19 protein-coding genes are annotated in these 23,335 nt (G+C 37.3%); 6 read left to right on the top strand and 13 right to left on the bottom strand.

The window, feature by feature from the left end:
• The 10 genes from PR833_RS18985 to cpxR form a co-directional block, all read right to left on the bottom strand.
• A partial coding sequence (locus PR833_RS18985) for an SDR family NAD(P)-dependent oxidoreductase (protein ID WP_196712851.1) occupies nucleotides 1-218 on the bottom strand: 218 nt, incomplete at its 3' end.
• Between the two features lie 15 nt (nucleotides 219-233).
• Nucleotides 234-1,295 (bottom strand): EpsG family protein, encoded by a 1,062-nt coding sequence (locus PR833_RS20485; RefSeq protein ID WP_036942525.1) that lies wholly within the window; start codon nucleotides 1,293-1,295, stop codon nucleotides 234-236.
• Between the two features lie 11 nt (nucleotides 1,296-1,306).
• The gene (locus PR833_RS18980) at nucleotides 1,307-2,146 is read right to left on the bottom strand and encodes a hypothetical protein (protein ID WP_036942526.1); all 840 of its coding nucleotides are present in this window, start codon (nucleotides 2,144-2,146) and stop codon (nucleotides 1,307-1,309) included.
• Nucleotides 2,146-3,228, bottom strand: coding sequence for a glycosyltransferase (locus PR833_RS18975; RefSeq protein WP_036942527.1), 1,083 nt, complete (start codon nucleotides 3,226-3,228; stop codon nucleotides 2,146-2,148). The genes PR833_RS18980 and PR833_RS18975 overlap by 1 nt, the downstream gene beginning before the upstream one ends.
• The gene (locus PR833_RS18970) at nucleotides 3,225-4,439 is read right to left on the bottom strand and encodes an oligosaccharide flippase family protein (RefSeq protein WP_272526427.1); all 1,215 of its coding nucleotides are present in this window, start codon (nucleotides 4,437-4,439) and stop codon (nucleotides 3,225-3,227) included. Before PR833_RS18970 ends, PR833_RS18975 begins: the two co-directional genes overlap by 4 nt.
• Nucleotides 4,440-4,446: 7 nt before the next feature.
• A complete protein-coding gene (locus PR833_RS18965) occupies nucleotides 4,447-5,436 on the bottom strand; it encodes an ATP-grasp domain-containing protein (protein WP_272526426.1) in 990 nt (329 codons plus the stop codon).
• Nucleotides 5,437-5,439: 3 nt separating this feature from the next.
• On the bottom strand, nucleotides 5,440-6,516 hold the full coding sequence (locus PR833_RS18960; protein WP_272526425.1) for an NAD/NADP octopine/nopaline dehydrogenase family protein: 1,077 nt from the start codon (nucleotides 6,514-6,516) through the stop codon (nucleotides 5,440-5,442).
• 731 nt (nucleotides 6,517-7,247) lie between these two features.
• On the bottom strand, nucleotides 7,248-8,636 hold the full coding sequence (locus PR833_RS18955; protein WP_404936028.1) for a capsule assembly Wzi family protein: 1,389 nt from the start codon (nucleotides 8,634-8,636) through the stop codon (nucleotides 7,248-7,250).
• A gap of 481 nt (nucleotides 8,637-9,117) precedes the next feature.
• Nucleotides 9,118-10,488: an envelope stress sensor histidine kinase CpxA gene (cpxA, locus tag PR833_RS18950; RefSeq protein ID WP_004924389.1), complete on the bottom strand. Its 1,371-nt coding sequence runs from the start codon at nucleotides 10,486-10,488 to the stop codon at nucleotides 9,118-9,120.
• Entirely contained in the window at nucleotides 10,485-11,183 is a 699-nt protein-coding gene (cpxR, locus tag PR833_RS18945) for an envelope stress response regulator transcription factor CpxR (protein ID WP_004924392.1), read from the bottom strand. The genes cpxA and cpxR overlap by 4 nt, the downstream gene beginning before the upstream one ends.
• A 153-nt stretch (nucleotides 11,184-11,336) precedes the next feature.
• On the opposite strand from cpxR, the gene PR833_RS18940 reads away from it, so the two are divergent.
• The 6 genes from PR833_RS18940 (at nucleotide 11,337) to PR833_RS18915 (ending at nucleotide 17,802) form a co-directional block, all read left to right on the top strand.
• Nucleotides 11,337-11,873, top strand: a complete 537-nt coding sequence (locus PR833_RS18940) for a Spy/CpxP family protein refolding chaperone (RefSeq protein ID WP_014657231.1) — start codon at nucleotides 11,337-11,339, stop codon at nucleotides 11,871-11,873.
• Nucleotides 11,874-12,449: 576 nt separating this feature from the next.
• Nucleotides 12,450-13,202, top strand: a complete 753-nt coding sequence (locus tag PR833_RS18935) for a M48 family metallopeptidase (RefSeq protein WP_004924398.1) — start codon at nucleotides 12,450-12,452, stop codon at nucleotides 13,200-13,202.
• 309 nt (nucleotides 13,203-13,511) lie between these two features.
• Complete coding sequence (locus PR833_RS18930; protein ID WP_004924402.1) at nucleotides 13,512-14,153, top strand: lysophospholipid acyltransferase family protein; 642 nt, start codon at nucleotides 13,512-13,514, stop codon at nucleotides 14,151-14,153.
• Nucleotides 14,150-15,097 (top strand): phosphatidate cytidylyltransferase, encoded by a 948-nt coding sequence (locus PR833_RS18925; protein ID WP_004924405.1) that lies wholly within the window; start codon nucleotides 14,150-14,152, stop codon nucleotides 15,095-15,097. Before PR833_RS18930 ends, PR833_RS18925 begins: the two co-directional genes overlap by 4 nt.
• Before the next feature lie 539 nt (nucleotides 15,098-15,636).
• The gene (pfkA, locus tag PR833_RS18920) at nucleotides 15,637-16,614 is read left to right on the top strand and encodes a 6-phosphofructokinase (RefSeq protein WP_004924408.1); all 978 of its coding nucleotides are present in this window, start codon (nucleotides 15,637-15,639) and stop codon (nucleotides 16,612-16,614) included.
• 186 nt (nucleotides 16,615-16,800) lie between these two features.
• Nucleotides 16,801-17,802 carry a sulfate ABC transporter substrate-binding protein gene (locus tag PR833_RS18915; protein WP_272526424.1) on the top strand — a complete coding sequence of 334 codons (1,002 nt, stop codon included), beginning with the start codon at nucleotides 16,801-16,803 and terminating at the stop codon, nucleotides 17,800-17,802.
• Nucleotides 17,803-18,770: 968 nt separating this feature from the next.
• Here PR833_RS18915 and PR833_RS18910 read toward each other — a convergent pair.
• The 3 genes from PR833_RS18910 to PR833_RS18900 form a co-directional block, all read right to left on the bottom strand.
• Nucleotides 18,771-19,727: an OmpG family monomeric porin gene (locus PR833_RS18910; RefSeq protein WP_004924417.1), complete on the bottom strand. Its 957-nt coding sequence runs from the start codon at nucleotides 19,725-19,727 to the stop codon at nucleotides 18,771-18,773.
• 125 nt (nucleotides 19,728-19,852) lie between these two features.
• Nucleotides 19,853-21,733: a glycoside hydrolase family 3 N-terminal domain-containing protein gene (locus PR833_RS18905; protein WP_036942545.1), complete on the bottom strand. Its 1,881-nt coding sequence runs from the start codon at nucleotides 21,731-21,733 to the stop codon at nucleotides 19,853-19,855.
• 423 nt (nucleotides 21,734-22,156) lie between these two features.
• Nucleotides 22,157-23,104, bottom strand: coding sequence for an OmpG family monomeric porin (locus PR833_RS18900; RefSeq protein ID WP_336298700.1), 948 nt, complete (start codon nucleotides 23,102-23,104; stop codon nucleotides 22,157-22,159).
• Between the last annotated feature and the right edge of the window lie 231 nt (nucleotides 23,105-23,335).

Below are 23,335 nucleotides of genomic sequence, written 5' to 3'. Positions count from 1 at the left end.
ATACACAGCGCCACAACTTTTTCACGGTCAGTAATATCAAGTGGGATAAAACGAAAATGAGAGTATTGCTCAAGAATATGTAGACGAGACTGTTTCAGACCCTGATCGTAATAAGCATTCATGTTGTCGATCCCAACAACCTCATGACCACTATCTAATAAACGCTGACATAGTCTAAAACCGATAAAACCTGCACTACCAGTAACTAAATATTTCATATTAATTCCATAAAGTTAATTGAATATATAACTTTGATATAAAAACTCACCTTTGGCTAAAAAAGTGACTTTGGCTAAATACGGTAAAATGCAATAAACAAAAATAAATAAAAACTCGAAAGTTTTTTTTCGTTGCAATGCATTATTTAATAAATATAGCAAAGGAAAGATGACGAAAAACCAAAAATAGTTTGCCAATCTTGAAAGTAGCCCAATGTCTAGCCCCATAATAAATGACCAGAAAGTTATTACAAATATAGCGAGACAAAAATTCATATAGTTAAAGTGAGTTTCTTTTTTATTATTGAATATAAAAAAGAAATATAAAATCAAAGGAAGATAATATAATTTTGTTATTATAACTGATATATCTCTAGGTTGAAAGTACTTACTTTCCATATACGAACTATATTTCATATTTGTTAGTTCAAGAATAAATGGTACAGATTGGGATAGAAATATATAGAATGGTAAGCTTAATGAAAATAACAAAAAAGGATAGCGTAATACAAATTTTAATAAAGGCCTAACAAATAACAAAGCTATAAAAATAATAGCTGTAAAATGGAAAGTCATTGAAAACAAGCAGCCAATAATATAAGTTTTATATTTTTTTTCATAAAGAGTTATAGTTAACAATGGCAATAGAGTTAAAGCTGCATATTGACGTATTCCATTTAATTGATTGTTATATATGTTTGTTACAGTAATAAATAGAGCAAAAAAAATCCAAAGTGTAATATGATAATGCTTAAGTTTTTTTAGGTAAAGGAATATAAAAAGGGATTGAACAAAGGAAAATAGTATGAATATAAACTGAGATGGTAATTCCAAGTTATTCAAAATAATATTTGAATAATAAAAGAAAAACTCTCCTGAGTTAAAATATCTCTCCAAAACCCAAGGGTTTTCATATATGTATATATATGATGGGTAATCAGAACCAACATTATATTGCAACCCAGCAATCAAGAAATAAACAATAAAAGCAGGAAGGTATAATATAAAGCTAGGAGTGTAATTTTTTATTATATAGAAATAAAAAGTACAGAAAAGAAGTAGAAATAGAAAGGTCATGTCTATTTTATTTACTTATTAAGTGAGGAGAAATTTTCTATTCCAGAAAATAATGTTTTTTTAAAAGAGAAGAAGCTAATATATTTTTTATATACTGTGTGCTTTTTTATAGCCCAAATTAAAGCCAAAAGTTTAGCTTTTTTCGAACCAAAAATACGACATAGCATAGCACCTTTAGCTTGAATTTTATCTCGTGATGAAAAAAAATCTTTTCCAGAACTTTCCATTGGGTGAATACAAATATTTATAGGAAAGAAACATACTTTACCTTTTTTCTTTATAATATCGGTAGAAAAAATATATTCTTCACCTGATGGGAATGTCGTTCCCAAGCCGAAATTTTTATCAAATTCAACTTTAGTTTTCAGTAAAATTGATTTTGATATTAGCATCTCAACACTACTAATTTTTGAAGCGGAAATTAAAGAAAAAAAGAATTGTTTATCAGGATAATTTTTGTATTCTATTTTACTTTCATTATCAGTGATTACTTTCCCAATTGCAAGGTCTATATTATTTTTACTTGCAATATCTTTAAGAGTAAATAAATTTTCCTTAATAATTGAAATATCATCATCAGCTATGTAGCAATGCGTAGAATTAGTATCATTTTTAATAAAATAGCTTAGGCAATTATTTCTATTATTTGATAATCCACTTTTTTTCAAATGTAATAAAACGTATGAATTGCTACTGAAGACTTTATCTAAATGTGATATATAGAAATCATCATTATGTTCTTTTTCACCTTGGCATGATATTATGTAATTAAGTTTATCACTAACAGGAAACTGATGGGATTGAATATTAGATAGTCTCTTATAGGTCGTTGAGATCAATATTGCTATCATTATTTTAGGATCTCCAAATATTTAGAAAGAGTATTTTCTGGACTAAATCTACTCATTATATCATAAGAAATCTCTTTTTTATTAAAAGAAGTTTTAAAAAACAAATTTGACGGCTTTTCTAAATCATTTTCATAGATAAAACCATTAAAACCAGATTTTATAATTTCGTTTATTCCTCCCGAAATATTTCTAGAAATAACTGGGCAGCCCAAGTATAAAGATTCTAATACAATATTAGGGAAACCCTCATATCTAGAAGATAGAATAAAACAAAGAGCATTTTTTAACAAAAAATTAATATCATTTCTAAAACCAATTAAAAAAATATGATTGCCTAGATTGTTATCTTTAATTATTCTAGCTAAGTCACTCTCCATTGGTCCTGTGCCAGCAATTAAAAGAGGAATATTTTTCTGAAAAAATATTGAACTTTTGTATTCGGTTATTAATAAATCGAACCCTTTTTGATATGTTAATCTTCCAGCAGATAGGATATATTTTTTAAATGGTAATGAGTCCTCATATCTTATCTCCTTTAGTTCAGTGGATGGAATAGCCGGATTATTAATTTTTACTATTTGATTTTTTTTTGTCATTCTTGTTACGTTTTGTATGGATTTTAACATATCATTAGATTGACAAACAATATAGTCATATTTTTTATAGAAAAATCTATATATTAAAGATGAGAGTATAAAATAAATTTTACCTTTACCTTTACCATATATTTCAGGAATATTTGTTTCTCTACAAATTATATTTATTTTTTTGGGGAGAAAAGGGATTAACAAACTAAATAATAGTGAAAAATAAGCAACAGTAGTTATAATATTTTCTGGCTTCTCAGTCCTAATAATATTTATTAATCTAGGTAAGGAATGAATGACTTTTTTCTTCTCTAAAAAGCTTAATTGTATATTATCATTTAAATTACTTATGTTTTTATTTTCATCTTTAGAGTAGCAACATATTATATGTACAGAGTATATTCTTGATAAAAAATTTGCTAATGCAATGATGTTTTTTTCAGCACCACCGCCTCCTAAAGACGGTAATATTATAAATACCTTTTTCATATTCATATAATGTTTTTTTTCATTTTTATATATGTGATAGAATAGTCTAAAGAAAAGAGAAACCTAGCAATAGTAATTGCTATGGCACCACCTAAGACACCAAATTTATATATTAGCAGGTATGAGAGTATAGCTGATAATATAGAAACTCGCATAGAGATTTTTTTATAAATTAAATCATGCGAATTAGGTAAAAAATACCCTTTACTTAGAGCATTAGTTACACCATTGAAAAAAATCCCAAAAGAAATGATATAAAGATATAAATTATTAATTGCAAGTTCATCACCAATTAAATACTTTAAAAAAAACTCGCCTAATGTAAAAATGAATGTCATTGATAAAGTGCTAAATATAATATTAATAAATAATATATTTTTCAATTGACTTCCAGAATCTTGAATTATTACTGGATATATTGCTTTTGCAAATACATCTTGAAAAGTCATTATTATACTACATATTCTTGATGCAATTGCAAATTTAGCAAACTGCAATGTACTTGCGTAGCTTCCTAAAATAATAACTGGAATTGAATTATAGAAATTAGGAGCTAGTATACCAATAAAGATATTCCAACCTCTTTTTATATAGCTGTTAAAATATTTAGGCTTTATTACTTTTACTTTATAAATCTTAATCAAGTAAAAGCTTAGTATTATACCTGATATTAAACTAGGGTAACTGGTAAAATATAATAGAAAAAGAAAATCACCAGGTTCTTTTAAAAAGAAAATTATAAAAAGAAGAGTGGTTATTTTTGTGGCAAGAGCACTTATTAAAAGAATCTTTGTTTTATTTATTGATAAAAAAAACCACGGGCTAGATAAAAAATAGCCAAAAATATATGGAATTAAGGATGACCATATATACATCATGAATTCACTTTTAAATAAAATAAAATAAAAGGATATTATAATGATATATATAAAAGAAAGAAAAAGTCTGATTGCCTGATAATTTGAGAATAAAAAATCTCTAGCTTTCTTATTGTTTATATTTTTAGATACATCTCTAACTCCTGAATATTGAACTCCATAATCCACAATGGTATTTCCGAAGGTTAATATGGTCATTATTAATAAATATTGACCATACATATCAGCCCCTAAAGCACTAGTTAGCAATGGCATAGAGATTATGGGTATCAATAAGCCTATTATCTCTATAGAACCAAGACTGAAAATATTATTTATTATTATTTTTTTGCTGCTCATGTTTATTTTACTTAGATAGTAAATCAAGAAAATGTTCTACACGTAGATTTGCACAGCCATTTTGGCAAAAATATCCAAACTCTAATTTATAATCTTTACCATCATATATATAGCGGCATGGCTTTTCATCAATATACATTTGTGATGGATTATATGCACCAAAGATACATTGTAGTTCATTAATATAAAATTTACCATCTAATGATTCAAGAATATCAATGGCCATTGAATTGAAGTTTCCAGTTTCACATACTTTAGTTGCTAGTTTTAATAGCTCTAAAGGTGGTTCTCCCCAACCGTCTAAAAGGCTACCACTTGCAAAACCAGTCTTTCCTATTAATTTCTTATATCCAAAATAAGAATTACCTATTTTTATTATTCTCCATTCCCATTTGCATTCAATCCAGTCTTGAAATATTAAAAAATGTTTTTGGGCATGGCCTAAAAGAGGAATATTCATAGCAAACTTTTTTTTCTTCGGTAAAATCCCTAAAGCGAAAGCACCGTTAAAATATCCAAAAGATTTTCTAATAAATTTATTTGCCTGACTTTTATTCTTAAGCTTAAAAACTCCAGAACCACTAGCTCCAATGTTTGATTTAATTATTAAAGGAAATCTACTTTGTTCAATGAATTTTAATGCATCATTTTTTCTTACAAAAATATTTGTTTTTACATGAGGAAAATTATATAAAGATAACCAGGAATACATATTGCGTTTGTTTTCATATATAAAATTTTCATCATATGATGGATATATTTTTTTATTTAAAAAATGAGAAATAAAATAAAGCCTTTCATCATATATCGTTTTTCTCTCTTGGATAGAACAAGGTGGCCTACAGAGAAAACCATCTGCATCACTATTTTGTATTTGCTGTAGCCAGTCATTTGCATATAAGTCGATTAACACAAAATCTATATTAAGTTCAGTGCAAGCGTTAATATAATTATTTGTGCACTCTTTGTTAAATCCATCAAGTATGCCAAGTTTCATTATTTATCCAACTAATTTATTAAAAATATTCTTATTAGAAATGCTATTGATAAAACTACTAAGTTCTTCTTGATTATCTTTTCTAAAGTTTCTAGATAATAAAAAGGATGAAATTTCAATTAATGATGTCGCTAGAGGAGTAGGTATATTAGCAACTTTAGCTAAAGTTTCTAATAAAACTAAACCTTTAGGAACATCTTCATAGATATATCTTGAGTTTACATCCTCTGGGCCCTTAGGGCCCCCGGTTGCTGCATACATTTCAAAAACTTGTTTTGCATCTTGAGTTAGATCAACTTCATTTCTATATTTACATTCTTCTACATATGGTGATGGTATACCGTGGTAATGTGAGATGACTTTATTTTTTTCGTTATCCAGTTCTTCAATTAGATTCCAAATTGCTGGAGTAAAGGCCTCCTTATACATCCAAAATTCTCCCTTACTGTATTCAATTCTAGAAGCAGACATAATTGCTCCGATTGTATGTACAACAAGGTTAGGGTTATGGAGTGCAGATTCAATAATATTACTTCTTGTTTTATGATATGCCGGTGTTAGCTCTTTACATAGTTTTAGCGCGTCTTCTTTATATTTTTCTGGATATACTCCAATAGCATTTCGTATATTTTCAAATAATATTTGAATATGACCAGGAGATGTGATTCTTGCGTCATATGGAGTTGACTCACCCTCTATTAATATTACATTTTCTAAATCTATGTAATGTAAACTACCTAAATATCCAGGTATAGACATTATATATTTGGTTCTATCTGTAATATACTCTTTTATTTTTTTAGATATTTCATGGTGATACAATGTTTGAGTCATAATTATTATTAAATCTGCATCTTGTATACCATTTTTTATATTTCTAGTAATACTTTTTAATGGAATAAACTGATTAGTTATGTTTTTATGAGAAAGAAAAATTCCATTATTTTTTTTTATTACATTATAATTTTCATCATGTAAAGAGTTTGAGGTTTTTATTAGTGTTACATCGTGACCACGCAAGGTAAACATTGCAGCGTGTGCGCAACCTGCATTTCCAGCTCCGAGAATGCTAATATTCATCTATTACCCTATATAACCTGTATTTTAATTAGTGTGAATTTAGTTCGATTGAAAAGTCTTTGACATAGCTACCGCACTGGGTTGTCGGGTCCCAGAGCACCATCGAATTCTACATTCGTGCTTATTAATTGAAAACATTACGTTTTTACGTGGTCGCTCAATTGATAAGCACGTCTTATCATTCATCGCCCTCAAAAGGGCATGCATTTTCGCTGACTCGGTCAAGCGAAAGCGCCTAATAATATCACTAAATATAGTTGCTGACTATCGGTGTGATTGTCTTAGAGAATAGTCTTATTATTTTGCTAACTCTCGAACCTATTGTAAAGAATAGATTTATATTCTTTGGGATTCCTTTGCTGACCGTAGGCAATATTTTATCTGCTATCTTAGGAAATAACCTTATTTTTTATGGATGTATTTTATTCATTCGATTGAGATATATTTCTATACCCGAATATCGAGTTAAGATAAGTGAAATAATTTAGAAATATATCATTTTTATTTTTTGGTTATGCTAAATACGCCTTAGTGACGTTAAATTAATAAAGAGCAATAATTAATTTTATTATTTTATTAAATGAATAAAAAAGCATCAGAAATAAACCTTTCTGATAATTATAGTGTGATTTCTAAATAAGTCGAATTTCGACTGGAAATAAAAAACTAGCCGCGAATAATTCAGCGGCTAGTTTTATCATGGATATAACACTTTTATTAATGGCGATTGATTACCATTCGAACGGTACGGTTACCATGACGGAAGCACCAATATCATCACTGGTGTCGTAATCTGTTTTCGATACCCAGACTTTTGCATCGGTGCTGACCATGTTATCAAAGTTATGCCACCAACCTAAATCGACACCCTTGATTGTTTCTGATTTAGGGTAGATTTTGTTTTGTGGATAACTTTCTTTATTGACCTTGGCATAGACTAAACGTGTACTAACACGGTTATCATCGTCAAGGGTATATTCCACTTTGGCTGATAACATACGCCCATCACCACCCATGGCATGACCCAAAGGTGCACCTTGTTGGTAATAGCCATCTTTATAGATAAAGTGACGATACATCACGCCGTTTTTGTTCCATTCGGTATGGGTATTAGAACCTTCAATATACCAGCTTAAAGGCTGACCCCATGCAGTATGGTAGCCTTCAATACCCCCCATAAAAGCATTTTTCGATGGGAACATACCGGCTTCATCTTCACCGATCATTTGGCCGTAAACACTGACAGGTAAACCAATCAGCGGGTAGAGTTTGATTTTAGCGTCAAGCCCTGCAAGCTGGTTACCGGGGTCATCATTTTGATCACCCGTGTTATCTTTACCGGCCATCGCATTCCAGAAAGAATTCCAGTTGTTAGGGCGACCTTCACCTCCCCACATGACTACGCGTGAACCCCCTAACTCAAAGAAATCCGTTGGGTTCATGGTCATACGTAAACCAATGAGCTTGGTATGGGGTTGTGAGGAGTACTGCTTAATTTGACCTGCTGTAAGCTGATATTGCCATGAGCCAATCCATGATAACCAAGGGGTTTCAAAAGGACTTTGGTCTGCACGCTGTATCAGGAAACCTGTGACAGGACGTGCTGCATCAGTACGGATCAAGCTACCATCATGGCCTGGTCCCCACCATTGAGGGATCTCACCAAAGCTAACCCATTGGTTCCAAATTTTCACGCCGCCGTAAGAACCATTAAGGTTATAGTCAGAGCCATTTTCAACACGTAACGCTCGTTCAGCATTCGCTTTTAAATTTAAATCGACATCATCGGTGCTGTAATTACCTTCAACGGTATAACGGAAATCACTGTATTCGCTTTGCGCGAACCCCTGTGGCATGGATGGCTTACTCGTTGACAGGTAGGTTTGTAATTGGAGGTTATTTTTAGTGCGGCTGAGTTGTTGCTTAATACGCTGCACAATCGCTTCTTGTTCACTATTGGTGATATTTGCATTATTAAGTGAGCGGGTAATTTCTTCTGAAGATAGGGGCCATGTAGAAAGGCTGATTTGAATAACATTACGTTCTGATAACCATGCAAGGTCGTTTCGTAAGTTATTATCCGGTAGAACGAGACCCCCAGCAAGAGTATTGCCACTCATTACGCCCAATACCGTTAAAATGGCCAACTTGGTAAGCTTGATTTTTTTCATTGATGAATCCGTTGAGTTGAGTCGTCTAATTTTTTGTGTTTTAGCGCGAAAATAGGCGCAAAAGTAATAAGTAAATTCCGAACACGAGTAAAGTACGATATCGCCCACAATTATCTTACTGTTCTATTTGACGTATTAGTTAGGCATGTGTGCGGTGTTTTTTTTATATAATAGGCAAACTCTGAATAAATAAAAAGCAGATTATAGGCGCATGCGGTAAATTGCCTTTTTATGATGATATATCACAACATAATTAAAACAGTAGGCTAGAGGAACTATTTGTCTTATTTGGTGATACTGACTGTCTTAAAATGATTGAATAGCAAATTGATTAAACGGATTTCAATTAAGTGGAATTACTTATGTTGGCGCGGGAATAAAATTGGCGCCTTAATCAAATGAATATTAAGGCGCCGAGAGTTAATTGGGATTATCGACCATGCTCGGGTAACCAAATTTGCAAACGGAGGCCACCAAGTGGGCTATCGTCTGCTTTTACCCAGCCTTTATGCTGTGAGATTGCGGTTTCAACAATCGCAAGGCCTAGGCCAGTTCCGCCAGTCTCCCTATCGCGTGCTTCATCTGTACGGTAGAAAGGGCGGAAAATGTGTTCGCGATCAGCGGGGCTAACTCCTGGGCCATCATCATCGACAGTGATTAAGATGCCGTTGTTTTCCTCTTTAAAATTGACCGCAATGTGGGTATTTGAGTAGCGAAGGGCATTGCGAACGATATTTTCAAATGCACTGCCTATCGCCGATGGATTACAATAAATCGGCCATGGGCCTGGCGGGGCGGTGACATCTAACGTTTTATTCATCTGCTCTGCTTCAAAGCGAGCATCTTCTAGAATATCGCCCCATAATTCATCGGCTTTAATATTCTCCCTTAAGATCTCATTTTTGTGCTGGCTACGTGATAGCACGAGTAAGTCATTGATCATACTATCTAGGCGATGCGTTTCGGTTTCGATACGTTCTAGCTCTTTACTTTCACCATGGCGGCGGCGTAAGAGTGCCGTTGCCAGTTGTAAGCGTGTGAGTGGCGTCCGTAGTTCGTGCGAGATATCAGAAATCAGTCGTTGTTGGGCAGTGACCATGCCATCAAGCGCGCTAATCATCTGGTTAAAACTGTTACCGGCAGAAAGAAACTCTTGCGGCCCCGATTCAAGTTCAGGGTGTGGTCGTAAATTGCCTTTTGCGACATCGTCTGCTGCCATTTTTAATTTACGGGCAGGGCGTGCCAAGCTCCATGATAACCAAAGTAATAATGGGGCGCTAATCAGCATAGTGGCAATTAATAACAAGAATGGCCGGTCAAACAATAAGTTAATAAAGTCTGATTGTGGGCTATTGGCTGGGCGAACTAAATAGAGTTGGTAATGGTCTTCACCGTCGCGAATGGAAAAAGGCCCAAGAATTTCCGCGCGACCATATTTTTTCTTTTTCGGGTGATCGGCATTGTCGGATTGCCCGATAAAGTTACGGATCACTTGCATTTCACTGGGCATCGCCCCGATAACACGTCCTTCACTGGTCACAATGATCAGACGTTGCCCCGGAGGCGCCCATTTTTTGATGGAATTAGAAATCCGCCTCCACCAAAGAAGGTCATTCATCGGCGCCTGTGCAAGTTCGGCTTCGATGTGTTGTTCAAGCATTTCCCCTTGGCGCTGCTCACTTTCCAGAAGGGAAGTGAGCTGCCGAGAGTCTAGCTTGGGTACCATCAGCACTAGCATTAACACTAGTGCGAGGGTAAACCAGAAAATTGCAAATATTCTTGCGGTTAAGCTATTTATCATGTTGCTGAAACCATCAAGTATCCACGACCACGTAAAGTTTTAAACCACGGTTGACCATCTGTACGCTCTGGCAATTTACGGCGTAAGTTAGAAATGTGCATATCAATAGCACGGTCAAATGGCGTTAAGCGTTTCCCAAGAACTTCTTGGCTTAGATGCTCTCTTGAAACGACTTGACCGAGGTGCTGAGCTAATAAATAGAGTAGCGTGAACTCAGTACCTGTTAGGTCTAGAATTTCGTTATCAAAGCTGGCCTCTTGGCGACCAGGGTTTAATTGTAGCTTATCAACTTGCAGAACAGGCGTATTGCTATTGTCGCCCTGATTCTGTTCGCTCCAATTAGAACGGCGCAATAGTGCACGGATACGGGCAACGAGTTCGCGGTCATTGAAAGGTTTAGGAAGATAGTCATCTGCACCTAACTCAAGGCCTAACACTTTGTCTAGCTCACTACCGCGAGCGGTTAACATAATGACAGGAGTTTGGTGGATTTGACGCAACTCTTTTAATGTCTCAATACCATTTTTCTTTGGCATCATGACATCAAGTAATAACAGATCAATGGACGAGTCCAGTTGTTGTAAAGCCTGTTCACCATCATAGGCGATGACAACGTTGAAACCTTCCATTTCGAGCAGTTCTTTTAAGAGCGACGTGAGTTCACGGTCGTCATCAACTAATAGGATTTTATGCATGTGTTTAAGTCCTCCAACTGCCAAAATACGATAACAATCTTCATGATTCCATGACTTTACGTTCTTTTACATGCTCTGACGCTAGTTTGCAGCCACCGGCGTATAGTTGTCCACATTGAATCACGAGCACTGTCCGAGAACAAGGAGTCAGAAATGCAAAGAACAGCACAAACAACAGTAATGTTGACGTTAGCCTCTGCATTCATTTTCGGCTCAGTGACGGCTTTTGGGGATACACCAGAAAATGTGGCACAAACTGGTGATGGTTCGACTCCCCTAATGTTGCAAATGCAAAATGAGCCTACCTCATCAGCGTTGGCTAAACTTCAGCATTATGAGCTGTTTGGTAGTGAAGAACGCACGAGTACATTTATGTTTAATGGTATCACGTTAAATGAAAAACAGCGCCAGCAATTACGTGATTTAATGGCAACACAACGCCGTTATCAATTTGATAACCCAGTTTCAGTGCAAGAGCGTGAAGCATTGCACAGTTTAATTACCGCAGACGACTTTGATGAGCAGGCAGTACGTGCCCAATTAGAAAAAAGTTTGCAAAAAGAATTAACTCAGCGTGTTGAAATGGCGCGAATTCATCATGAATTGTATCAGTTATTAACACCTGAGCAGAAAGCCCAACTTGAGCAGATCCATCAACAAAAAATGTCTCAATATCAGGCTTTGCAATAACTCATTGAATGAAATTTATTGAGTACCGAATTCTCTTGATCGTAGTAGTGAAGTAGCAATAAGTGAAGTTTTTTCCTTGCCATAGACACCATCCCTGTCTTTTACAGCCCCTTTTAGGGGCTTTTTTTTTGCGCTTAGCTTTTAAAATAAAAAATGGATCCCTCTCTATGCTTCCCTTTTGATCACCCGGTTGATGAAGGTTTTTATCGATAATATAAACATGCTGAGCAAATAATATAGGTTCTGAAACAACGGCAAAGGCGCTCTTTAGTGCTTCTATTTTTAATCATCAAGTAGACAAAGCCCTGCGAATTTTATCCTATCTTAGTGTTGTGCGTTTGGTCGATCGCCGCTTTGTGGTGAATTGTTCAGACTCGACTCTACAGAAACTGATTATTTAGTTAATTATTTTGGATAAAGCGAATTATTATTCCAGTGATTTTGCTATTAAGACAAAAAACGGGTTAAATTCATTTTATGAAGATGATCTCACTCTATTCCTATTGTTATTTTGCTCAAAATTCATAGTCTTTATGCCGTAAAATTGTTGTGTGTATTGCAAAGGAAAATAATATTATGAAAATGAAGGCTCTTGTTGCAGTCGCTGTCTCTGCTGTCATTTTGACGGGATGTAAAAACTTAGACCAAGGCATGCTAACTAACTCTGGTATGCAATTATTCCAAGCCGCTACTTTAACGGATGGTGACGTTAAGCAATTAAGCGACCAATCTTGTAAAGAAATGGACGCACAAAATAAAATTGCACCCGCTTCAAGCAAGTACTCTAAACGCTTAGATAAAATTGCTAAATCATTAGGCAATGAAATTGATGGCACACCAGTTAACTACAAAGTTTATATGACTGATGATGTGAATGCTTGGGCAATGGCGAATGGTTGCGTTCGTGTCTATAGCGGCCTGATGGATATCATGAATGATAACGAAGTCGAAGGTGTATTAGGTCATGAAATGGGCCACGTTGCACTCGGCCATACACGTAAAGCAATGCAAGTTGCTTATGCCGCGGTTGCCGCGCGTACCGCAGCAGCTTCAGCGGGTGGCGTTGTTGAGCAACTCAGCTCTTCACAATTAGCTGCGCTGGGTGAAAAACTGATTAACTCTCAGTTCTCTCAACATCAAGAGAGCCAAGCGGATGATTTCTCTTATGACTTGCTGAAAAAACGCGGTGTTAAAACTGACGGCTTAGTCACTGGTTTTGAGAAATTAGCTCAAATGGGTAGCAAAGAAAGCAGCATGTTCGATTCTCACCCACCGTCAGCAGAGCGTGCACAACATATCCGTGACCGTATCGCGGCTGACAAAAAATAATTATTTATTCAGTTAGAATAATATTGAAAAGCAGTAGAGGTGCCGCCTTTACTGCTTTTTTTGTATCTTCATTTGTGTTGATCTTGTGATCATGCCATTAACTTTTTGCTAATAATCTATTCTTTGCTGTTTATCTGCGAATGTTGTCTCAAAAAAAACGAAATCAGACCTTGCTGCTTGCACTCTAAAATAACTCCGCCTATTTTGATGCTTGAATTTCTTTTTGGGTGTATTCGCTAAAAAATAGCTACCCTATTTTTTGTCGTGGCTGGGTAGCAAAAATAAAATAACGATTCGCAAGGAATAAAAATGGAAAAAGCTCAGAGGATTTCTTTGCTAGCAAAAGGCATGGGAATGTTGCTGTCATTTACTTGTCGTTTATTAACGGGCGTACGTACCCGTTGGGTTGGTTGCCAACCGGCAATGACACCACGTATCTATTATGCTAACCATTCCAGCCATCTTGATGGTTTAGTTATTTGGGCTGGATTACCTCCTTTAATGCGCCATGCTGTTCACCCTGTCGCCGCAAGAGATTATTGGGATAAAACGCCCTTTCGACGCTATCTAGTCAATAACGTTTTTCGCGCTGTTTTAATCGACCGTAAAGGTGATGGAACGGCGAAAGAGAATGTCTTAGAGCCACTTGAGGCGATATTGGAAAAACAAGAATCATTGATTTTGTTCCCAGAAGGTACGCGCGGGGATGGCGAAGAATTAAGTCATTTTAAAAGCGGTATCTATCACTTAGCCAAAAAACACCCTCATGTTGAAGTGGTGCCTGTGTACCTTGAGAATTTAAATCGCGTACTACCAAAGGGGTCGAAGTTGGTTGTGCCGGTGATCTGCTCTGCGGTTGTGGGTAAGCCATTAGCCCCATTAGGCGAGGATGAACCAAAAGCCGTATTCTTAGAGCGTGCGAAACTCGCACTAGAGGAGTTGATGCCATGAGTAGTATTTGGGATAGCGAAATCGTGTTATTGCTATCAGGTGTCTTTAGCATACTTGTGGTTGCTAGTATTATTGGCGGGATCCTCGCTTACCGTTATTCAGGGGATAACAGCAATCCAACCATTGATAACTTGAATGCTCGGATCCGAGCTTGGTGGTTAATGTGTATTGTCTGTGTACTCGCCGTTGTGATTGGCAATATCGGTGTCGTGATTTTATTTGCACTGATCTCATTTTTTGCATTGCGGGAGTTTATTACCTTAACACCGACTCGGCGTAGTGACCATGAAGCCCTATTTTGGTGCTTTTTTATTTTCCTCCCTCTGCAATATGTTTTAGTCGGCATTCAGTGGTATGGCATGTTCTCAGTCTTTGTGCCGGTGTTTGTGTTCCTTTTCTTACCTACTCGCATTGCCTTAGCGGGAGATACGTATCATTTCCTCGAGCGTACCTCAAAAATTCAGTGGGGGATGTTAGTCGCGGTATTCTGTTTAAGCCATGTGCCAGCCTTGTTGATGTTGGATATTCAAGGTTATGAGGGGGAAAACGTCAAACTGCTGCTGTTCTTGATTGTGGTTACGCAACTTTCTGATGTGCTGCAATATGTGTTTGGAAAATTGTTTGGTAAACATCCTATTGTGCCAAAATTAAGCCCGAACAAAACCATTGAAGGCTTTGTTGGTGGCATTTTATCTTCCGTGCTAATTGGTATCTGCTTGTATTGGGTAACCCCATTTAGTTGGTGGGCAGCAGGGCTAATGTCACTGGCGATTACCCTAATGGGCTTTGTGGGAGGATTATGTATGTCTGCTATCAAACGCGATAGCGGCATCAAAGATTTTGGCGCCATAATCGAAGGGCACGGCGGGATGCTAGATCGTATCGACTCTTTATGCTTTGCCGCGCCAATCTTCTTCCATCTAACACGCTATTTTTATACTTAATCTGAGGCCTGTGCCTGATGACTCCAAGTATTAGCCTTTGAAAATGGAGCCCCGTTGGTTAACCCATAACCGCTAACGGGGCTTTTTTGTTTCTCACTCAATCAATCAATAAACGCTTGAGCCAAAACGGCTCAGCTGCGTAGTTTTGCTTTGGTTTTGAGAAAGCCAGTGAACATTTATTTTTTATCGTGTGGGTAGTAGGCGCCTCTGTTTACTTTTAACTCGCAAGGTTAAGCTTCTATGTTACATAAATGCTATGATATGCACTTAATTTTTGTTTCGAAGTAAGACAACACCCGCTATAGTGAGCCTCTGCTTCTGCGGCAATCCGTTTTATAGACTAAAATTGTGTAAGCTGGATCACAATAAACAAGCAAAGCTTGATAGAAAGCAGGTATAGATAGGTTCCTTTGTCTTATTATAACGCTAGGTGAATCAATTCAGAATGAGTTGTTTATAACAGAATGTACGTTAGAAAAGTACGATATCATTGTGTTTTTCATCGATTTGCAATTTATATTCATTAATCAGAGGTCATCATGGTCAAACAGATTAAAAGAATTGGGGTACTAACAAGTGGTGGTGATGCACCGGGTATGAACGCTGCAATCCGTGGTGTTGTACGTGCTGCATTGAGCGAAGGTTTAGAAGTCATGGGTATTTATGATGGGTATCTAGGCTTATATGAAAACCGTATGAAACAGCTAGATCGCTATAGTGTTTCTGACATGATTAACCGCGGTGGCACCTTCCTTGGCTCGGCTCGTTTCCCTCAATTCCGCGATGAAAAAGTTCGTGCTGTTGCCATTGATAATCTGAAAAAAAATCATATTGATGCGCTGGTGGTGATTGGTGGTGATGGCTCTTATCTAGGGGCGAAATCACTGACAGAGGCAGGTTTCCCCTGTATTGGTTTGCCGGGAACCATCGATAATGATGTGGCGGGAACGGACTATACCATTGGTTATTTCACCGCACTTGAAACGGTAGTGGAAGCGATTGACCGTCTGCGTGACACCTCGACGTCTCATAAACGTATTTCGATTGTTGAAGTTATGGGGCGCTATTGTGGCGATCTGACGCTTTCGGCTGCGATTGCGGGGGGTTGTGAGTTTATCGTTCTGCCTGAAAATGAAATGTCATTTGACCGTGAAGAGCTGTTATCTGAGATAAAACAAGGCATTGAGAAAGGTAAACGCCATGCCATTGTGGCAATCACTGAGCATGTTTGCGATGTTGATGAGCTAGCGAAATATATTGAAGCGGAAACGCATCATGAAACACGCGCAACGGTATTGGGGCATATTCAGCGTGGTGGCTCGCCAGTGGCTTATGACCGTATTCTCGCATCGCGCATGGGAGCCTACTCTATTCAGCTATTATTAGAAGGTTACGGCGGTCGTTGTGTCGGTATTCAAAATGAAAAACTGGTTCACCACGATATCATTGATGCTGTAATGAATATGAAGCGTGTATTTAAGAAAGAGTGGTACGACACAGCGAAAAAACTGTATTAATCTCTACCTCTACGATTGCAAATCTCACCTGTGCGGTGCCGTTTCAGTGCCGTGCAGGTTTGATCTCTCTGCCTGATTTTTCTGCCTTATATTCTTTTGTTGCATAATTTGTCATTTTTAATTATTTCATGTTATTGATGAGATCTGTCAGCCTTCCTTAACAATTGATTGATGAGGAATGGAAGAATGGCGAGTAAATGGCAGGTAACAACCACATTATTATTAGCGCTCACAGCAAGCGCATGGGCAAAAGACATCCAATTATTAAACGTTTCTTATGATCCCACTCGAGAATTCTATCAGCAATATAACCAAGCCTTTAGTCAGTATTGGAAAGAAAAAACCGGGGATACGGTAACTATCCGTCAGTCTCATGGCGGGTCAGGAAAGCAGGCCACTTCTGTTATTAATGGCTTAGAAGCGGATGTTGTGACGCTGGCTTTAGCCTACGATGTGGATGCGATAGCGAAGAGTGGACGTATTGATAAGAATTGGATCACTCGTTTACCCGATAATTCCGCACCTTATACCTCAACGATTGTTTTTCTTGTGCGTAAAGGAAACCCTAAAAATATCCAAGATTGGGATGATTTGATCCGTAAAGATGTTGCGATTGTCACGCCAAATCCTAAAACGTCAGGTGGTGCACGCTGGAATTACCTCGGTGCTTGGGGGTATGCATTAGAAAAAAATCATCATGACCCAGAGAAAGCCAAGCAATTTGTTAAACAGCTTTATCAAAATGTTGAGGTACTAGATTCAGGTGCTCGCGGGGCGACAAATAGCTTTGTTGAGCGGGGAATTGGGGATGTGTTGATTGCATGGGAAAACGAAGCGTTATTAGCGATTAATGAGCTTGGTGAAAATGGCCAATTTGAAATGGTGACGCCAAGTATCTCAATTTTAGCAGAGCCAACAGTGGCCGTCGTTGATAAAACCGTTGATAAGCGCGGGCGTAGGGAAGTGGCTCAAGCCTATTTAGAATATTTATATTCGCCTGAAGGGCAAGAGATTGCCGCGAAAAATTACTATCGACCACGTAATGAGGAAGTGGCTCAGAAATATCAGCAGCGCTTTCCGAAGTTGAAATTATTTACAGTGGACGATTTGTTTGGCGGTTGGGAAAAAGCTCAAACAACGCATTTCTCTAACGGCGGCGTATTTGATGAAATAAGCCGTCGCGATTAGTTGGTTAGGTTTTAAGCTGAGTTATTGTAAATAAATCCATTGCCTTAAGTGAAATAAAATGCGTTAATTAACTTAAGGCAAATTAATGGAAAACCAAGAACGTGTCATCACGGCGGGCATCATCGACTTCCCCTAAATGGGAATAAACAAGGGCTGATCTCCGCCTGTTGTCCATTTTATCATTCACAAGATAATCAATATCAAAAAGATCGCACTGCTGAATTTGTGTCTATCTAACCGGATATTCGATCTTACTTAGGCAAAATATTACCCATGTCGAAAAACTATGCTGACATTACTACGCCAATTATTTCTGAAAAATAATCAGTATTCCGCGCTTATTTCTTACATCTCTCTTTGTGTGGGGGTGATTTTTTATTATCTGACAGTCATTCTTCAAGTTTTTAGGACGCTATACACTGAACAGAACGGCTTTTATGAAGTCACATACGCGTTTTTTAAAGTCGTGAATTTTGCCTTGCTCGCCTATGTAATTATACTGGCGCCGGTATATTACTATTACCTTAAAACGCGAATTCATTTTTTTTATCGCGTGTTACTGTATTTTATATTACCGTGTTTTATAACTTCTGTTATTTGGTATTTTCGTTTGTACTCTCTATCGCCTAAATCATATAACTCCCCAGAGTTATCACTTGCATTCGTTGAGCACATTATATTTTTTTGTTACATACAAGGCCTGTCGATTGTCATGACTGTACCTGCAATCATGACAGATTGCGTGCTGAGTATACTCAGAAAAATAATCGCTCTAATTTATGGGGCGTTTTCTTCAAAATAAAAAAATCGCATACTCTTAGCGCTATATCCTGACGAGCATTCATAGCATTGAGGATTTTAAGCGAAACTTATATCTGTTGAACAATACTCGTCGCGGATACCCAAAAAAGCTTTTTATAGTGAGAGTGACTGACTTGTGAGGGAGAAGTCAGTCACCTTTTTTTAGCTTATTGCCATACGTATTTGACACCCAGTTGGCCTAGGTAGAATGTCTGGCGGTTGTTGCTGCCAGAGGTGATCCCCGCCCCTTTTGGGTTTTCCCATGTACTTGGCTCAACGGCAAATCCGCCCCATAGCGTCAGTTTTGGGGTCAAATTATAGAAAACTTGGGTGCCGACACGATAGCCATCTTTCACTTTCTGGGTCGTGCGCTGGTTACTATCATAGTTGTGCTCGTTCAGGTAATAGCGGAAGTACGGCATGATGCTCCAATCCTGATTCAAGGTCACTGGGAAGTAGCCGCGGATCTGATTTTGTTCCCATGTTTTATTGAAGTCTTTATCCCACGTCCAGTCGGTATACATGTACAGTTTGGCGGTGGCGGAATCATTGATCTTATAAACAATACCGTGTTCAGATTCCCATTCATAACTATTGGGCGCATGGAAATTGTCATAATGATAAAAGGCATCCCAGAAATTAAATGCCCATTTGTCGTTAAAGTGATAAGTACCACTAGGCATCAACCAAAAGAGTGTATTCGATGGGCGAGCCATAGTACCTGGTGCGGAATCATTAGACTCTTTACGATAGGTTACGTTTAAGTTGAATTGGCCTACATCGCTAGAATACATTTTTCGTGTCGCACCGATTTGAGTACGGTTACGAATAAATGAGTCTTTTGAGGTTGAAAAATTGTGGTTGTAGCTTCTTAATGACTCTTTGTGCTCAAGAAAAAAGCTCCATTTAGATTCAGGGTTTGACAGAAACAGTTGGCCGATCATGGTGGTTTTGTCGTAGACCTTACCGCCGCTGGTATTATGGTGGCCTTCAAATTTCTCCAGCTCCATATAGACATTGGAGGTAATGCGCCAGTAGTCATTATTCACCGTCTCAACAGCTAATGCAGACGTTGTTAGTGTTGTGGTGGCGAGAAAGAGTAAACCATTCAAAGATGTTTTCATGATGATCCTTTAATTTTTAATTATTGTTTATGAAATAGCAGTGTCAGTTTATTTAGGGTGTAGCAACCAGCCCTTGATATCGCTTTGGATATCAAGGCTGGGAAGAACCTTGTTTAGAAAATAAATTAGTGAGTCGTGTTGTAGGTTTCACCGTGACCATAAGGGAACAGAATTTTGTTACCTTGTGGATTTTTGATGTTAACGGGTAATAGCCCTTTTGGTGGATTTAGAGGTTGTGCCTGTGGATTTGCAAATAGCGTACGTAATCCACTACGAATGTTGGTTTCCAGTGAATTACGGTTGTTATTGGTGATATCAAACCCTGTAATACCGTAGATAGCGATATTCGCTTTGACGCCTTTTAGGTAAGCGATGTCATATGGGTTACGTGATGAAATAACGACAACCGGAATATTCGCTTTGTTAGCTTCATCAATCACCAATTGTGCATTAGCAGGGTTATCTTTTAGGTTATACGTCGTCAGTAATACGAGATCTTGGCCTTTTAAGAGCGATTGAACCTCTTTTGCACTAAGCGTATTTTCAGCCAGTTTGATCATTGCAGTTTGGCTCTCAATCGCGACACCCGTTTCATTAGCAATATCATTTAAGTGCTTTTGAATTAATGTGTTACGTGGGTTTTCATCAGAAATCACCAGAATGCGATTTTGTGGTTTGAGAACATAAGGTAGAATATTATCGTTTTTAATCAGTGTGATAGCTTGCTCGGAAACCATATTTTCTAAGTCTTTATGGCTCTTTGAGGCGACAACAAGTTGAGCATTGTTTAAATCAACAGGCTGTGCGGTGATCTCCTGCTGTAACTTTTTCAGCACGACACGTTTTGCCGACTCATCAATCCGTTTCCTTAACTCAGGATTTTTCTTGGCTTCGCTCTCAAGGTGGCGATACATATTGTCTAAGCGTGTTACCGCTTCGCTATCCCACATTTTGATTGGCATAAGGATAATATCGGAGCCTGCTAACAGTGACGTTTCCACAGCCCAGTTCATATCAAAGTTATCAGCGATTGCTCCCATATCCATAGCATCGGTGATGATAAGACCGTTGTATTTGAGTTCATCACGTAAAACACCGTGCAGGATCGGCTTGGAAAGCGTGGCAGGAGTGCCAACCTCTTTTCCTGATAATGTTTTGATTTTGTTGTTATCTAATGCAGGCACAATAATGTGTGCTGTCATTACCGCATCAGCACCATGACTCAGCGCATATTGGAACGGCGGTAATTCTGTGGAGCGCCAAGCTTTAGCATCGGAATTCACTACGGGTAAGTCGACATGAGAGTCAGAGGAAACATTACCGTGTCCGGGGAAGTGTTTCAGTGAGGTCAATAAATTATATTTGTGGATCCCTTTGATGTAATTGGTTGATAGCGCTTCAACAAGCTCTTTGTTGTCGGAGTAAGAGCGGACACCAATGACAGGGTTGTTTTGGTTGTTATTGACATCAACAACGGGGCCAAAATTGATATTAAAGCCAAGGCTAGATAATTCATAGCCATGGATCATACCCGTCAATTCCGCTAGAGCTGGGTTACGTGTTGCCCCTAATGCCATATTGCCAGGCATTTCGGTGCCGACACGGAGGCGAGTCACATAGCCGCCTTCTTGGTCAGTACCAATAAAGAGTGGCAAATTACTCCGTGAGGCTTGTAGTTGATTAATTAATTCAACGGTTTGTGGGGTATCAATAAGGTTTTCACGGAATAAAATGACAGAGCCTAAATGGTATTGATTAATGACCTTAGCGACTTCGTCATTCATCGCTAGAAATGGTGCAGGCTCGCCTTTGCTGTCTTTATTCCAATAACGGAAATCCAACATAAAAAGTTGGCCGATTTTTTCAGCTTCAGACATGTTTTTCACAATTTCATCAGCCGATTTTTGTTTATCTTTCCACAATTCGTTGAGTTGTGTTTGCGAAAGGGGGTCGGCTAACGACATTGCACTGAGTAAGCACAGAGAAAGTAGAGTCAGATTTTTCATCGAATCAGTCCTTGGTTATTTTTCGATGAATAATAAGTATCGTAAATTAATTGTAAAGTGAGATTAATCACAGTTAAGACTATTCTTATCCGTTATTAAATAAGAATAGTCGATTATTTAATAATTGAGAAGCCTGCAATTATCTTGTTGATTTTAAATGGGTAAATTATCTGGAATAATCAGCGAAATTGTAGAATAATTCCGTTTTGGAATTATTTCTTTATGTGATCTTGACGATAAAGTCGACGAAATAAATTAATCATCTAAATGGTTATCTTACGCTCTAATTTTATTCTGATTAATATGTTAAGTGTAATTTTATTGTTTTTATTAACGTGAAATAGAGGGTTTAATAAAAAAGTCGCAGAAAATTTCTGGCGACTTTTTTAAAGTTATAAAATAAGAAGGTGGTACGCTGTTTTATCACTGCCAGCTATATTTGAAGCCAATCTGTCCTAAATAAAAGGTTTGCCTGTTATTGGTTCCAGAAGTCATATCATCATCTTTTGGGTACTTCCACTGTGTGGGTTCAATAGCAGCACCCCCCCATAAAGTCAGTTTTGGCGTTAGCTTGTAGGCTACCTGCGTACCAATACGATAACCATTTTTTACTTTCTGAGTTAAGTGTTTGCGCTGATCATAACTGCTTTCATTCAGGAAGTAGCGGAAATAGGGGGAAATTTCCCATTGATCACTCAGCTTAATGGGTAGGTACACCCTGATCTGATCTTGCGAGAAAATGTTCTTGAAATCTTTATCCCAAACTCTATCACTGTATAACGTCAGTTTTGCCGTAATCGTGTCAGAGTATTTATAGGTGACACCATGTTCAGCTTCCCATTCATAGTTGTTTGACTTTAAAAAGTTACTGTAATAGTAAAAAGCATCCCAGAAATCGAATGACCATTTCTTATTAAAAGCAAAGCTACCTGCTGGCATTAACCAATATAAGCTGTTGGATGAGCGTGATAGGGTGTTGGGTGCAGAATCATTGGATTCTTTACGGTAGGTGCCGTTTAGGCTCAATACGGCGTCTGTACTACGATAAAGTTGGCGTGTGGCCCCAATTTGAGTTTGATTGCGAATATAGGAATCACGAGACGTTGAAAAATTACGCCCATAGTTGCGTAAGGATTCTCGATGTTCTAAATGGAAGCTCCAAAGTGAAGATGGGTTAGTGAGGCTAAGTTTACCGACCATACTGGTTTTATCGAAAACTTTGTTATCAAAACTATCCCGTTGACCGCGGTACTCTTCAAGTTCCATATAAACATCAGTATCAACATGCCAATAATCATTATTTGTTTGAGATACCGCAGTTGCAGGTAGTATTATTGCAGTGCTTAGAATTAAACCTTTTAAATATTCCATAATCATCCTTATAGCGAATGTTTTATTTTATAAACGCCGATGACAATATTTCTTAAATAGGTGGCGACCATTGTTTGTTGATATTAATGAGATGATTAATCTATTTATTTAAATATCTTTCTCATAAAGATAAATAGATAAAATAATAATCACAAACGAGGTCAATATAATGTTGGGAGATAAGAGGTGTCCAGTATTCTCAAACGGAGGTATAACAGGAATAATCAAGTT

This window comes from Providencia sp. PROV189, from assembly GCF_028480065.1.
In the GTDB taxonomy this organism is placed as follows: Bacteria; Pseudomonadota; Gammaproteobacteria; order Enterobacterales; family Enterobacteriaceae; genus Providencia; species Providencia stuartii.
The sequence above is the reverse complement of the archived record's forward strand: the minus strand, read 5'-3'. Positions and strand labels throughout refer to the sequence as shown.

Coding starts and splice junctions, on each gene's coding strand:
- PR833_RS20485 (WP_036942525.1), bottom strand. CDS start 1,295: ATGACCTTTCTATTTCTACTTCTTTTCTGTACTTTTTATTTCTATATA.
- PR833_RS18980 (WP_036942526.1), bottom strand. CDS start 2,146: ATGATAGCAATATTGATCTCAACGACCTATAAGAGACTATCTAATATT.
- PR833_RS18975 (WP_036942527.1), bottom strand. CDS start 3,228: ATGAATATGAAAAAGGTATTTATAATATTACCGTCTTTAGGAGGCGGT.
- PR833_RS18970 (WP_272526427.1), bottom strand. CDS start 4,439: ATGAGCAGCAAAAAAATAATAATAAATAATATTTTCAGTCTTGGTTCT.
- PR833_RS18965 (WP_272526426.1), bottom strand. CDS start 5,436: ATGAAACTTGGCATACTTGATGGATTTAACAAAGAGTGCACAAATAAT.
- PR833_RS18960 (WP_272526425.1), bottom strand. CDS start 6,516: ATGAATATTAGCATTCTCGGAGCTGGAAATGCAGGTTGCGCACACGCT.
- PR833_RS18955 (WP_404936028.1), bottom strand. CDS start 8,636: ATGAGTGGCAATACTCTTGCTGGGGGTCTCGTTCTACCGGATAATAAC.
- cpxA (WP_004924389.1), bottom strand. CDS start 10,488: ATGATAAATAGCTTAACCGCAAGAATATTTGCAATTTTCTGGTTTACC.
- cpxR (WP_004924392.1), bottom strand. CDS start 11,183: ATGCATAAAATCCTATTAGTTGATGACGACCGTGAACTCACGTCGCTC.
- PR833_RS18940 (WP_014657231.1), top strand. CDS start 11,337: ATGCAAAGAACAGCACAAACAACAGTAATGTTGACGTTAGCCTCTGCA.
- PR833_RS18935 (WP_004924398.1), top strand. CDS start 12,450: ATGAAAATGAAGGCTCTTGTTGCAGTCGCTGTCTCTGCTGTCATTTTG.
- PR833_RS18930 (WP_004924402.1), top strand. CDS start 13,512: ATGGAAAAAGCTCAGAGGATTTCTTTGCTAGCAAAAGGCATGGGAATG.
- PR833_RS18925 (WP_004924405.1), top strand. CDS start 14,150: ATGAGTAGTATTTGGGATAGCGAAATCGTGTTATTGCTATCAGGTGTC.
- pfkA (WP_004924408.1), top strand. CDS start 15,637: ATGGTCAAACAGATTAAAAGAATTGGGGTACTAACAAGTGGTGGTGAT.
- PR833_RS18915 (WP_272526424.1), top strand. CDS start 16,801: ATGGCGAGTAAATGGCAGGTAACAACCACATTATTATTAGCGCTCACA.
- PR833_RS18910 (WP_004924417.1), bottom strand. CDS start 19,727: ATGAAAACATCTTTGAATGGTTTACTCTTTCTCGCCACCACAACACTA.
- PR833_RS18905 (WP_036942545.1), bottom strand. CDS start 21,733: ATGAAAAATCTGACTCTACTTTCTCTGTGCTTACTCAGTGCAATGTCG.
- PR833_RS18900 (WP_336298700.1), bottom strand. CDS start 23,104: ATGGAATATTTAAAAGGTTTAATTCTAAGCACTGCAATAATACTACCT.